We start from the raw sequence: 13,192 nt of genomic DNA, 5'->3' as shown, positions 1-13,192 counted from the left end.
CGGACCGGGGTTCGGCGCAGGCCGCTATTTTTTCAGGTCCGCAAGCATTTTATCAGGGAGGGGAATGTGATAAATCGTCTGATAGGCTTCGGCCAGGTTCTGACGGTCTACCGCCAGCGGCGGCACCACGATGTACGTGGGCACCGGAACACCGATCAAAGCGAGCGCCCCTGCCGTCGCTTCCGCTACGCCCTGATCGTAAGGACGCTGGGAAGAGATACCGGCGATCAATCCGCCTTTTGCCACGTTCGCCGCAACAATCTGGTCGAAGTTTTCGCACACGATCTTGAAGTTCTGGGGATTACGCCCGGCCACCTGTGCGGCCGTTGCCGCGCCCATCGCCGGAATGCTCCACGAACCGTACAGGCCCTTGAGCTTCGGATAGCGCGCCAGGACCGCTTGCGCAACCTCCTGGCCTTTGTTGGGGTCGTCATGGCCGGCCGCCGCGACAAGCCTCACGTTCGGGTATTTCACCATGAGACGGGCGATAAAGCCGATGTATCGCAGGTTAGTAACGTAGAAATCGTTTGCGAAGTACATCGCTGCGACGTCGCCGGTGCCGCCGATCGCCTTCGCCAGTTCGTCCGCGACGTACATTCCAAGCGCCAGGTTGTCGGAGGAAACGATCGATATGTAGTCTTTTCCTGCCGTCATCCCGTCGACCGCCTGGTCAATGAACATCACCTTCGTCCCGGATTTTTGAATCTTCTTGTAAGCAATGGCTGTGGTCTTCTTGTTAAGGGGAATCGAGACGAGGAGGCTTGGCTTTTGAGCGCCGATGGCTTCCAGATTGGAAATCTGCTTGGCATCATCCCAATCGGCATTCGTTTCCGCGATGACCTTAACGCCCAGTTTATCAAAGGTCGTCTTGAGACCCTTCAATTGCTGAGACGCCCAGTCATCGCCCAGCCAGCCCATGGCGATACCCACGGTGAACTTGCCGGCCTTGATCTTTGCCGCCTGATCGTCCGTGACGGTCAGCGTTGATGCAAGAACGCCCTTCTCTCCCTGTTCCCCGTCACTGACGACCGTTTGGGATAGGTCATCAAGTTTGGCAAGCTCAAGGGTCTTCTCGGATGGCGGCTGATACCAGAGCGGCTGTTTGATGTCGCCTATGTTGCCTGCAGCATTCGTGTGGGCAAGAGTCGCCCAGGTCACGAGAAGACTGCAGAGAGTAGTAACGCGTATTTTGTATGACATAGTTGCCTCCGTAATTATTGCTTCAACATGAATTCGCGAAGCAGCGTCGCGAGCCGCTGGTCTGCCTCGAGAGCCAGACTATGTCCGCACTCTTCGAAGACTTCGGCGCGGTCGACGCGATCGGCCACTTTGAGCATCTGCTCTTTAACCAGGGGCCCGAAAAACTCCGGGGCGCCCACCGTCATAACCGGGAGCGTGAGGCGCTCTTTTCGCAGTTCCTCATTGATGCGCGCATTCTTGAAAGCTGCACGGTAAGTCTCCAACACCCCTCGCAGGCCGCCGGGGCTCATCAACCGTGCGATCCACTCGTCGATGGCCTCGGCGGTGATGGCGGTGGGGTTCCAGGTTTCGGCCCGAATCCAAAATTCCCAGAACTCGCGTTCATGCCCTTCAATCAGCATTTCAGGGATGTGGGGAATCCAGAAAAAGGGTATGTGCCAGACCCAAACGCCCTGCTGGCGAAATTGCGCTGAGATGTTGTCCTTGGTGAAGTACGACCACCTCTCCAGTTCATCGCCGGACAGCAACATCTCACAGAACGACAATGTCTTGACCCGCTCGCGTTCGGTTGCCGCCAGAACATAGGCAAATTCCGCACCGCGGTCCTCGCCGTGCAGGTGAAACCGTTCGTGCCCGAGCAGAGACATCAGTTCGGCCAGATCCCTTGCGTTTGTCAGTGAATCGTAACCTTCGTCGACTGGAGGCCGATCGGTGTCTCCGAAGCCCCGCAGATCCGGGGCGACAACCGTAAAATGCTCTGTTAGACGAGGGATCAGCTTATACCAGTAAAAATGCGTTTTGGGCGTGCCGTGTACGAGTAGGATCGGTTCCCCATGACCGCCTGTGACGTAATGCATGCGTATTCCATTGACGCGGGCGCGCCCGTGTCTGAGGGGAGTTCCCGTATGATCAAAAATCTCTGGCATTTCTCTCCTTTACCTTATTGGCGTCCGTAGTTCGCAACGTCGCCAGGGGAGCTTGCAGCGTCGCGCAGGCAGCCGCGGGCACGTCCTTCCATGGAAACTCTGTCCATGTCGTTGTGTATTGCAGAGGGGGTGGATCGCGTCGAAAGCTTGGCAACGGTTGGCAAAGACCGGTGCTCGTCAAGAAAACATTTTCAGGTAGAACTCGTCAATAGTTTTTTACTAACAAACAAACTTTTTCTAAGCACCGGGAAAAAGGTTCGTGCGCACGCATCTCGGCCCGCAGTCCTTCGACCACAAGCCCGCTTTGTCGATCTGGTGGCAACTGCCCCACCGCGCCTGTCCCGCTCGCAAAGGGACGACAACCAAACGCTGACGCAAAATCTATGAACGAGGTGCCTTCGTGGGGGGCAGTGTGTTGCGCGGCCCAAAACACAGGAGGAGTCCCCCCCTCAGTGGCTTTCAAGCGGCTACCTCTACTGTTCTAAACGTGCTTAATTATGAAACTGCTCCGCCTCAGTAGAACCGTGTAAGGCAGTGGTCGACGACTTGCCGCCGGAGATGACCAGACTCACCTCGTCGAAATATCCGGTACCAACTTCCCGTTGATGCCGGGTCGCCGTGTACCCATGGGCCTCGGCCGCAAACTCAGCTTCCTGTAAGTCGGCATACGCAGACATCCCACGCTCCTTATAGTCTCGGGCCAGGTTGAACATGCCGTAGTTTAAGGCATGAAAACCAGCCAGCGTGATGAACTGAAACTTGAAACCCATCGCCCCCAGTTCGCGCTGGAACCGCGCGATCGTGGCGTCATCGAGTTTTTTCTTCCAGTTGAATGACGGCGAGCAATTGTAAGCCAGCAGTTTGTCCGGATGCTGCTGGTGGACGCCTTCGGCGAAGCGTTTGGCCTCGGCTAAGTTCGGCTCGCTGGTTTCACACCAGATCAGGTCCGCGTAAGGGGAGTATGAAACCGCACGGGCGATGGCCTGCTCAATGCCCGCGCGCACCCGGAAGAACCCCTCCGGACTGCGTTCGCCGGTGATAAACGGCTTATCGCGTTCATCGATCTCATTGGTCAGCAGGCTGGCGGCGTTGGCATCCGTTCTCGCAATGACCACCATCGGCACATCGCAGACATCAGCCGCCAACCGCGCCGCCACCAGGTGTTTGATCGCGTGCTGGGTGGGGATGAGCACCTTGCCGCCCATGTGGCCGCATTTCTTTTCAGACGCCAGTTGATCCTCCAGGTGCACGCCGGCTGCGCCCGCCTCAATTAAGGCCTTAACCAACTCGAAGACGTTAAGCGGTCCGCCGAAACCAGCTTCGGCATCCGCGACAATCGGCGCCATCCAATGGATCTGGTCCTTACCCTCCAGGTGACAAATCTGGTCGGCCCGCAGCAACGCCTGGTTGATCCGTTTGACTACCGCGGGCACGCTGTTGGCCGGGTACAGGCTCTGGTCGGGGTACATCTGACCCGCCAGGTTGGCATCGGCGGCCACTTGCCAGCCGCTCAAGTAAATGGCCTTAAGGCCGGCCTTGACTTGCTGGACCGCCTGATTGCCCGTCAGCGCGCCGAGCGCGGGCACGAACTCCTCTTCCTGGAGCAGTTGCCAGAGCCGCGCCGCGCCCAGGTTCGCCAGGGTGTATTCGACCTTCACGGTGCCTTGCAGCCGCTGAACATCCTGCTGAGCGTAGGGACGGGTCACATCCTTCCACCGCGTCCCGGGCTCAGTCCGGCGGATCTTGAGCGCTGCGGGCGCCTGCGTTGCTATCGTTTCATTGGCTGTTGTGCTCATCATTTTCTTTAGTTTTGTCAGTTGGTTACGTTTTCCTAAATGGCGACTCTCTCGGTCCGGGTTCGCTAGTCGAGCCGTTCGTAGCCCGGCAGGGTCAGAAACTCGACGAAGCGCTCGCCGGTAGTGCATCGCCCGTGTTCAAATCCGGAAAAATGAGGACCGTTCCGCGAGCGGCGACCGGGCTCTTTGGCGCTTTGGATGACGGTATCGGTCAGCGTTTCCACGCCCGGATCGGGAGTGACCGCGCGATCGCCGTACACCAGCACTTGCTCGGGCAGACGCATGAAAAGAAGATGGAGGAAACGGCCTGCGCATTTGGTTTGGCCTTGGTGATCCGCGGGGCAGCCCGGATGGTACTGGCCGTGAAGTGAATCGCCCCGGAGATCAAGGCGGAAATACTCGCCGCCGTGAACAACGCGGTGACTAATCGCCCCGCAGCCGGATTGGCCACTTTGCGACGGGATCGCCGGCAGGGTGTCCATCTGGTCGACCAGGATCACATTCCAACGGGTGCGTTGAGCCGTAAAGGCGTTGGCCACGTTGCTTGCAAACGTCGTTGCGCCCGCTTCCTGCCCACCATAACCCGTTCTACCAAGCCGCCTGCTTGATCCCGGAATTGCTTCCACCCAAGCAGCCGGCACTTGCCCACCTGCCCAGGGCTCTACAGGGAGCGCCGCTTCGCGGCGACTAACCCTGATGCGCCGCTATTCATACTTTTTACTACTTTGTGATTCATTGAGTCCCCTCGTCGATTCGAAAACGGGAGCGTTGGCGAAACACGCGGAGACTCAGAAAGCCTGCGAAGGTTTCAACGAGAAAGGGGCCGGTGGTGCTCGCGTAGCTTTGCGTGCGTCACAAAATCCTCCTGGATGTGGGAATAAAGCCGGCGGTAAAGCTGGTAGTACTCCATATAACGGTCGTGATTCGCCGGGATCGGATCCATGCGATCGATGTATTCTGCCTTCTCTCTGGCAATGGCGAAATCCTTGAAGATTCCGGTCGCCACACCGGCCAAAATGGCGTCTCCCATGGGTGCGCCGATCCGGCTCTTCACAAACGCCGTCGGAACGTTGAAGATGTCGGTAATCATTCTGCGCCATAGCCGGTTTTTCGCACCGCCCTCGTTCAGAACGATCGGAAGATTGATGTGCGGGCAGTGGTCCTGGATGATGCTAAACGACTCGTACATCGCAAAGGTGACGCCTTCCATCATGGCTCGGACAAGATGGGCCTTGGTGTGGTTTAACGAAAGGCCGAATATGACCCCACGGGCGTGCACATCCCAAAGCGGCGTGCGCTCTCCCATCAGGTAAGGCAAAATGAGCAAGCCATCAGAACCGAGAGGAACGGACTCGGCCTGCTTCTCCATCGAATCGTACGTACTGAATCCCGGGACAACTTTTTCTGTAGCCAGTTCGAGCTGGGAAAAATTGTCGCGCAGGTAACGCACGGACTGGCCGCCGCATGTTGTTGCTGCTATCGTGGCAAATACCTTACGCGAGTCAGTCACGTAGGAGCAGTTGATCATCGTGTCGACGATCAACTCCGGGTTTTCGTGGACGACGCCGATGACGCCGCATGTACCCAGGTTAACCTGGATGTCGCCGGCGTTTACTGCGCCGCCTCCCACCCAGCCGGCGTTGCAATCAACCGAACCGGCCGCGACCGGAATTCCCGCAACCAAGCCCGTTTCTTCGGCAGCCGCTTCCGTGATTGAGCCAATGACCTCTTCACAGGAGAAGAAGTCAGGCATGATCTGCGGATCTAAACCGATTTTCGCGAGGAGTTCTTCGTCGAACCTGTTCTGGCGTAGGTCATACGCGATGCCATAGAACGCGCCCGAAGAGAAATTCGCCGTCGCCTTCCCGGTCAGCTTCAGGCGGACGTACCCGTCGATGGTCAGGGCTTTGTATATCTGCGCGAAATCTTCCGGGCGATTCTGCTTTTCCCACATCAGGTTCACAAGCGTGGGGTGATCTTCCAGCCGGTTGCAGCTGACGTCGAAGAGCCGCTTTTCGCCAACATTATCGCGCAGCCACTGCACCTGTTCCGTAGCCCTGCGATCCATTAGGTTGTACGCGAGATTGATGTGACGGTGATGTTTATCCACCATCACCAACGAAGGTAGCGCGGACGAGTTGGCGATCCCTTTGATCTGATCCGGGCGGACCTTTGAAGTATTGAGACATTCTTTGATGACCTCGCAAGCCGTCTGCCAGTACAGATCAGGGTCATGCTCTGACCATCCGGAATGATGCGTGTAGATGGGATATTCGCGATAGGCGTAAGCGAGAATGCTGGCTTGGTCATCGATGATGCACGCCTTGGCTCCACCCGTTCCGTGATCCAGCCCGATCAAATAATCAGTCATTGGTTGTTACCGTCGAACCTTCGGTTGAATTTGTGGACAGCTAACTGACGGCGGTCCATGACCGCCCCTTTCGAGGCTTCGCCAGGTGAGGGATGGGCCGTGCTGATGCGCCGCCACCGGTTCGCCGTGAGGCCTCCGCCGGCCTGCCATCGTCCCGCTGCCGGACTCCCACCTTGCTGGCCGCTGGTCGACGCCTGAGATTCCGACCCGCGCGCCAGTACGAATATCGATTCTCCTGCATTCCAAAAGCCGGGCGAGTTCGTCTTTGACGTCCTGGTCCTCTTCGAACCGCACGCGATCGGGCATTTCGATGACCGTGACATTTCTTCCGAAAGCATCAAATGCGCTCGCCACCTTATACCATCGTCAGATCGTCAGTGAATTCGGAGATGGGTGCTCGGGTTCAGTCAACGAGAGCCAAGTGGGGATGTTCGAGCAATTCTTTGAGTCGCGTCAAAAAGTCCGCGCCGTACTTTCCATCGATGACGCGGTGATCGAAGGTCCCGGTGACGGCTGCAGTGGGTTGCTCGCGGAACTGACCGTCCGCCCACACCGCGCGTGAGTGGATGGACCCTACGGCTAGGATGCACGCTTGCGGCGGATTAAGGATGGCGGTGAAGCGCGTGATGGGAGACTTGCCAAGGTTAGAGATGGTAAACGTCCCGTTTTCAAGAAGCTTGGGATCAAATTTCCCGGTGCGGACCTGCCCAATATTGGCGGCGTTCGCCTCTGCGAGAGAGGCCAGGGTTTTCCTCCGCACATCGCAGACGACAGGCACCACCAAGCCTTGCTCCAACGCCACCGCGATACCGATGTTGACTGACTGGAAGACTCGTATGCCTTGATCGGTGAAGGACGCGTTCACGAAAGGATAGTCCACGGCCGCGATGGCGGCGCACTTTGCAATGATGTCGTGATAGCCGAACTTGTTATTCTTGAAATGCTGGTTCAGCTCGGAGCGCAGCCGGACGCAGGCGGTCATGTCGACTTCGATCTCTGCCGTGAAAGTGGGAACTGAAGCGCCCGTTTCCATGCGTTCGGCAATGATTCGCCGCATGGGCGTCAGCGGGACGAGGGTAAAGCCTGTTACATCTCCGGTTACATCTCCGATAGCCTGGGTTGCTTTTGAGGATCCCGCGTTTGCCGTGACGAATTGCGCCACATCGCTGCGCCGCAGAACATCTTTGCCCACAGCGCGATAAACCTCCGCCAGATCGAGGCTGCGATCGCGGGCTTCTTTTTTCGCGGCGGGCGTCGCTTTCGCTTTTCGATTTGAAGAGTCGGCCAGTACCGTGGGGGCGGTCTCCGCTACGGCGGAAGCGGTCTCCACTGCTGATGGCACCGTGGCCGGCACAATCGGCGTGGACTCGCTCCGGTCACCCGCGACGGGTGCGCTCGACGCGGGCTCGGCTTCGAGCGCTTTCAGGTCTTCGGGCTTTCCGATATAAGCGATCACGTCCCCGACCGTTCCGTAGCTGCCCTCTTCCACCAGGCGCTTAAGGAGCGTGCCCTGCGCAAAGCTCTCAACTTCGAGGACGGCTTTGTCGGTCTCAACCTCGAGCAGAATGTCGCCGCGTTTGACGGCATCGCCCTCCTGCTTCTTCCACGACACCACCCGAAGTTGGTCGGTGTTGGTTCCGCCGGACGGCATCGTTATTTTGGTGAGCATCTCTTCTCCTTAGCTCGCCTTGGCCTCGCCGCCGAAAGCCTTGATGAATCCAATCACTTCGTCCATTAGAGCTGCCTGGCCACGCACGTTCATGTCCAGCCTACCGCCGCGCCCAAGCACGTCATTGGGATTCATGCGACTGGGGTCGCTCTCGGCCAAGTACCGGCGGTCGCTCTCGATCACGACGCGCTTTAAGCCAGCGCCCACGTTCACCTTGGCGATGCCGCGCTCAATGCTTGGCCGAAAATCGGCCTTATCCACTCCCGTCCCGCCATGCAGAACCAACGGAACCGAGACTCGTTCGTGAAGTTGCTCCAGCAGTTCGAAGTCCAGTTCGACTTTGCGCCCTTCAAGAAAGTGTATGTTTCCGATGGACACTGCCAGCGCGTCGACGCCCGTCTCAGCGACAAACTTTGCCGCGATCTTCGGATCAGTCCGATGACCCGCCTGCTGTTGCCCGGTGGACTGATCGGCCACCCCCAGCGAACCAACTTCGCCTTCGACCGCCACGTCGCACGCATGAGCAAACTCGACGAGCTTATGCGTCACCGCGGTGAGTCGATCAATCGGCATTCCTTCATCGACGAACATCACCATATCGAAGCCGGCTTTCACTCCCTGGTAGGCCACGTTCATGTCGGTCGACTCGTTCAAGAGCGTCGCTACCGGAACGGAAGCGCTTTGCGCGACCTGCCGTGCCAGCGCGCCGTAGAGGTTGATGTCTTCCTTAAATTTGCGCTGCGGGTTGGCGAGGTACTCACCGCAGAATCCGACCATGACCGGCGAGCGTGCGACCTCGGCAGCACGAACGACCGCGAGCAGCGACTCCAGGTCCCACGCCTCAAAGTAGCCGACGGCGTAGGAATTTTCGTGGGCGTGCCGAAGCAGGTCAATACATCGAATCAATGACATTGGGCGGACCTTTCTCCTTTTGCTTGGACACGTTATTCTTTCATCAGCGAACGCGCCGCTTCGATGATGCGTTCCGGGGATGGGATCACAAATTTCTCCATGATGGGCGCGCACGGGATCGGCACATCGTAGGTAGCGACACGTTTGATAGGCGCGTCGAGCAAATAGATCTCCTTCTCTGCGATGTAAGCGGAAAGTTGGGCACCCCAACCGTTGTGGTAGTTATCCTCGTGCACGATCAGCAGACGCCCGGTTTTCCGCAAAGAATTCACCACGGTCTTGTAATCGAACGGCACCAGGGTACGCGGATCGATGACCTCGCAGCTGATGCCTTCCTGATCGAGCGCAGCGGCGGCGTCCATGGCGAAGTACATCATCAAGAGATTGGCAACGATGGTGATGTCCTTCCCTTCGCGGCGGACGGCGGCCTCGCCGAACGGAACGGTGTACTCGCCGTCAGGGACCTCGCCGGCTGTGGAGAGCGCTTCCTTCTCTTTGCGTTTGCCCCCGTAAAGCAGCTTGTGCTCGAACACCAGAACGGGATTGTCATCACGAATCGCACTCTTGAGCAGGCCCTTTGCGTCGTAGGCCGTCGCCGGGGAGACGACTTTCATCCCCGGGACGTGGGTAAAGAAGCCCTCTAGACTCTGACCGTGCTGCGCTCCTCGGCCGGTAGCGCCCACCGGTGCGCGCATCACCATGGGAACTTTGACCCTGCCGCCCGACATGTAGCACATCTTTGCGGCCTGGTTGACCAACTGGTCCATGCAGCAGAAGAGAAAGTCACCGTACTGGAGGTCGGCGACGGGACGCATCCCCGTCATGGCGGCGCCTACCGCCATCCCCCCGATCAGGATCTCGGAAATCGGGGTATTCAACACCCGATCATAACCAAACTTGGCGTGTAGGCCCCGCGTCACCGCAAACGCGCCGCCGTAACCACCGTCGGCGTCGCTGATGTCCTCACCAAGACAGAAGACGCGCTCGTCGCGTTCCATCTCTTCCATGAGGGCCTGATTCAATGCTTCAACAATAGAGATCTTCGCCATTATCGGTCTCCGGAATTCCAGTAAACATTTTCCAAAGCGTCTTCGGGACGCGGGTCAGGGGAGGATTCGGCCAGCTCGACTGACCTGTCGACGCGTTCTTCGATGCCGGCATCAATTCCATCTAACTCGGCTTCGGTTGCCGTTTTGGTCTCAAGCAGCAGGTTGCGGAACAGTTTAATGGGGTCGCGCGCGAACCAGTACGCTTCCTCCTCGTCCGGGCGATACGCGCACGCATCGCTGCGCGAGTGACCGGCGATGCGGTAGGTCATGAGCTCAAGCAGCGTCGGGCCTTCACCCCGACGCGCACGCGCGATTGCCCTGGTGGCCGCATCATTGACGGCAAGGACGTCGTTGCCGTCGATGCGCTCACCGGGAATACCGTAAGAAGCCGCGCGCTGGGCGATGGTCTCGATCTTCATCGTCGCCTTGACGCTCGTCGAAGCACCATAGAGGTTGTTTTCGCAAACGAAAATTACCGGCAGGTTCCAGATGGCCGCGCCGTTGATGCCTTCGTGAAACGCGCCTTCGTTGCTGGCGCCATCCCCAAAGAAGCAGATGACGACGTTGTCGGTCTTGCGCATTTTGCAGGAAAAGCCCATGCCGGTGGCGATCGGGATGTTGCTGCCCACCAGCGCATTCGCCGGAATGGCGCCCACGGAAATGTCGCCGGTGTGCATGGCGCCACCCTTCCCACGGCAGCAGCCGTTGCTCTTCGCAAACATCTCGCACATCATCGAATCGAGCGAGACGCCTTTGGCCAGATCGTGACTTGCCGGCCGATGGGTCGAGGCCATGTAATCCGTTGGCCGCGTGTCGTACAACATGCCAGCGGCGCAGGCCTCCTGCCCGTGCGATTGATGAATGCTGCCAGAGATGCGGCCCTCCAAAAAGAGAAAGTAGATCCGCTCTTCATACTTGCGGATGAGGACCATCGATTCATACAGACCGAGCGCTTTGCCCTTCTCGGGCATTGAAAACGCGCTTGGCTTGGCCGCTACTTGTGAAGTAAATGCAGGTGCTATGTTGCTTGCCATGTTGTCAAACCATGTGATGAACCAAAAACGCACACCCTTATTCGGGTGCCGGATTTCGTCGAGGTGAGATTTCGTTCTTACCTACCATGCGTTCCCGCATAAAACGGCTCTCGAGGCGCTCAGCATTCTCAGACGATTGCCCGGCAAATCACCCTCAGCCTTTCCCTCGCTGACGCAAGAGGTCCCCGAGGATGGCGATCAGGACGATCGCACCGACGACGACCCGCGCCCAGTAAGCCGAAACGTTCATAAGCGATAACCCGTTGGCGAGAACCGCGGTCAGGAGAGTGCCGAAGACCGTTCCGAGGATCGTTCCTTGCCCTCCCTTTAGCGACGTGCCGCCGAGGATCGCCGCCGTAATGGCTTTCATCAGCCAGCCTTCACCGACAGACGGCTGACCGGCGTCCATCCGGCTCGCGTACATAATCCCGGCGAGCGCCGCGAACATTCCCGCCAGCGCATAGACGAGGAGTTCGTTCCGTAACACCGGAATTCCAACCAGGGTAGCCGCATCCCGGTTGCCGCCGATGGCGTAAAGGTTGCGTCCGAACCGGGTCATGCTAAGCACCCACACGAGGATCGCGGCGGCGACGAAGAAGAGTAAGACCGGCCCGGGAATGCCGAAGATCTGGCCCTGGCCATAAATGGTAAAGGCCGGGCCCAACGGCCGGATCGGATAACCCTTGGTGATGACGAGCGTCATGCCCGCAAAGATTTCCCAGGTGGCCAGAGTCACGATAAACGGGTTCAATTTGACGACGGAAACAAAAAAGCCGTTGATTGAACCGAGCAAAAGACCAAACACGGCCGTGGCGGGAATGACGAGCCAGGGAGGCAGTCCCATCGCTTTTAAGAGGAGGCATCCCACGATGGCGGAAAGGGCGGCAGCGGCGCCCACCGAAAGGTCAATGCCGCCCAACAGCAGCACTAACGTTTGTCCCAGAGCGACAAGCCCCACAAAGGACGCCTCGCGTATGACCACCGTCAGGTTGTAAGAGGATAGGAAATTCGGTGAAGCAATGCTGAGCAGCACGCATAGCACAACCAGGGCCAGCAATACCCCACTCGCTTCCCAGCGGAAGAGTGCTTTAACCATACCTCCGGGGCTGGGGCGGTCGGTCTTCGGCGTGTCTGCCGTGGCCGGCAGGTCAGTGGTAGTGCCGATTGAAGGTGGATTCTTTATGCTCATGGCTCTTGATTCGCGGCGTTTACCGCTGCGTTCACCTAAGTAGCTCGGCCGTTACCAGGGTGGCGCCGGTGTCATGATCCTGCGGGATCGCCTGACCCCGGTTCAGCGCGACCAGGTAACGCAAGCTCCAGTAGCCGATGTCCCACTGACGCTGCACCTTGGTGGCCAGGATAACGCCCTTTTTGACGAGTTCCAGCGTTTCAGGAAGGTTGTCCATGCCCACGATCAGGATCTCGCCCGCCTTGCCGGCGCTTGTTACGGCCCGCGCCGCCCCGATCGGGTTGCTGGCGTTGCTGCACAAGATGCCGTTAAGGTCCGGGTGCGCCTGCAAGGCGCTTTCGGTGATTGACACCGCCTGCCCGAGGTTGTCGTTGTCAGGTTGCTCGAAGATGATTTCGATGTCCGGGTACTCCGCCAAAGCTTTTTTGAATCCCTGCACGCGCCCCTGGTGGTCGGGGGCGGTCAAGCTTCCGGACAGGATAGCCACCTTACCCTTGCCGCCCAGCTTTTCGGCCAGGTGTTTGGCCAGATCATACCCATCGGCCAAGTCGTCGCGACGGCCAACGAAGGGGTACTTGGGCCCGGCATACTGGCCGAACGTCAGGACGTTAAGGTTGGCGTTGAGAGCCTCGTCGAGCACCTGGGAGTTGGTCACCGGATCCAAAGCGGCCACGGACAACCCATCCGGCTTGCGAGAAACGGCCGCTTCGATCTTGCGGTTCTGTTCGTCGACGTCGGCCTGGGCCGTTTCATCCCAAACGTAGGCGACTTCGACGCCTTCCTTCTTCACTTCCCTGATGGCATCCTCAATCCCGCGTTTCACCTCGTCATACCAGGGGTGAGCCAGCTTGGGGATGTAAGTGAAGGTGAGCGGTTTGGTAACCGGCCGGACGAGTGTACGATGGAGGTCCTCGTTCAAGCTCATCGCAATGCCCAGCAACCCTTCCTGGGTTGCGCTGTGTGCATCCACGATGCCTTTGACTTGCCCCAGGTGCATCACCATGATCCGGTCCGACACTTCGAGCACTTCCTCCATTTCCGACGAG

Annotated in this window: 11 protein-coding genes and 1 pseudogene; all 12 read right to left on the bottom strand. The window is 58.5% G+C overall.

The annotated features are described in order from the left end of the window. Positions 1-24: 24 nt before the first annotated feature. A complete protein-coding gene (locus JO015_00195) occupies positions 25-1,200 on the bottom strand; it encodes a substrate-binding domain-containing protein (GenBank protein MBV9997510.1) in 1,176 nt (391 codons plus the stop codon). A gap of 14 nt (positions 1,201-1,214) precedes the next feature. Further along, entirely contained in the window at positions 1,215-2,126 is a 912-nt protein-coding gene (locus JO015_00190; GenBank protein MBV9997509.1) for an alpha/beta hydrolase, read from the bottom strand. Positions 2,127-2,617: 491 nt separating this feature from the next. Then, positions 2,618-3,922: an isocitrate lyase gene (aceA, locus tag JO015_00185; protein ID MBV9997508.1), complete on the bottom strand. Its 1,305-nt coding sequence runs from the start codon at positions 3,920-3,922 to the stop codon at positions 2,618-2,620. 94 nt (positions 3,923-4,016) lie between these two features. Continuing rightward, positions 4,017-4,373 (bottom strand): annotated as a pseudogene (locus JO015_00180) (hypothetical protein). Positions 4,374-4,730: 357 nt separating this feature from the next. Then, entirely contained in the window at positions 4,731-6,293 is a 1,563-nt protein-coding gene (locus JO015_00175; protein ID MBV9997507.1) for an FGGY-family carbohydrate kinase, read from the bottom strand. Between the two features lie 6 nt (positions 6,294-6,299). Then, positions 6,300-6,647 (bottom strand): NAD-binding protein, encoded by a 348-nt coding sequence (locus JO015_00170; protein MBV9997506.1) that lies wholly within the window; start codon positions 6,645-6,647, stop codon positions 6,300-6,302. A gap of 49 nt (positions 6,648-6,696) precedes the next feature. Beyond that, on the bottom strand, positions 6,697-7,944 hold the full coding sequence (locus tag JO015_00165) for a 2-oxo acid dehydrogenase subunit E2 (GenBank protein MBV9997505.1): 1,248 nt from the start codon (positions 7,942-7,944) through the stop codon (positions 6,697-6,699). 27 nt (positions 7,945-7,971) lie between these two features. Further along, entirely contained in the window at positions 7,972-8,874 is a 903-nt protein-coding gene (locus tag JO015_00160) for a class II fructose-bisphosphate aldolase (protein MBV9997504.1), read from the bottom strand. 32 nt (positions 8,875-8,906) lie between these two features. Then, a complete protein-coding gene (locus JO015_00155) occupies positions 8,907-9,923 on the bottom strand; it encodes an alpha-ketoacid dehydrogenase subunit beta (GenBank protein MBV9997503.1) in 1,017 nt (338 codons plus the stop codon). Beyond that, the gene (locus JO015_00150; GenBank protein ID MBV9997502.1) at positions 9,923-10,894 is read right to left on the bottom strand and encodes a thiamine pyrophosphate-dependent dehydrogenase E1 component subunit alpha; all 972 of its coding nucleotides are present in this window, start codon (positions 10,892-10,894) and stop codon (positions 9,923-9,925) included. Before JO015_00150 ends, JO015_00155 begins: the two co-directional genes overlap by 1 nt. A 217-nt stretch (positions 10,895-11,111) precedes the next feature. After that, on the bottom strand, positions 11,112-12,053 hold the full coding sequence (locus JO015_00145; protein ID MBV9997501.1) for an ABC transporter permease: 942 nt from the start codon (positions 12,051-12,053) through the stop codon (positions 11,112-11,114). 124 nt (positions 12,054-12,177) lie between these two features. After that, positions 12,178-13,192, bottom strand: a 1,015-nt coding sequence (locus tag JO015_00140) for a substrate-binding domain-containing protein (GenBank protein ID MBV9997500.1), incomplete at its 5' end; no start/stop codon positions are given.

The organism is Verrucomicrobiota bacterium (assembly GCA_019247695.1).
Lineage (GTDB): Bacteria > Verrucomicrobiota > Verrucomicrobiia > Chthoniobacterales > JAFAMB01 > JAFBAP01.
The sequence above is the reverse complement of the archived record's forward strand: the minus strand, read 5'-3'. Positions and strand labels throughout refer to the sequence as shown.

Bases quoted from the DNA above. Each gene is read 5' to 3' on its own strand.
- JO015_00175 (MBV9997507.1), bottom strand. From the start codon at position 6,293: ATGACTGATTATTTGATCGGGCTGGATCACGGAACGGGTGGAGCCAAG.
- JO015_00160 (MBV9997504.1), bottom strand. From the start codon at position 8,874: ATGTCATTGATTCGATGTATTGACCTGCTTCGGCACGCCCACGAAAAT.
- JO015_00150 (MBV9997502.1), bottom strand. From the start codon at position 10,894: ATGCCCGAGAAGGGCAAAGCGCTCGGTCTGTATGAATCGATGGTCCTC.
- JO015_00190 (MBV9997509.1), bottom strand. From the start codon at position 2,126: ATGCCAGAGATTTTTGATCATACGGGAACTCCCCTCAGACACGGGCGC.
- JO015_00145 (MBV9997501.1), bottom strand. From the start codon at position 12,053: ATGGTTAAAGCACTCTTCCGCTGGGAAGCGAGTGGGGTATTGCTGGCC.
- JO015_00165 (MBV9997505.1), bottom strand. From the start codon at position 7,944: ATGCCGTCCGGCGGAACCAACACCGACCAACTTCGGGTGGTGTCGTGG.
- JO015_00155 (MBV9997503.1), bottom strand. From the start codon at position 9,923: ATGGCGAAGATCTCTATTGTTGAAGCATTGAATCAGGCCCTCATGGAA.
- aceA (MBV9997508.1), bottom strand. From the start codon at position 3,922: ATGAGCACAACAGCCAATGAAACGATAGCAACGCAGGCGCCCGCAGCG.
- JO015_00195 (MBV9997510.1), bottom strand. From the start codon at position 1,200: ATGTCATACAAAATACGCGTTACTACTCTCTGCAGTCTTCTCGTGACC.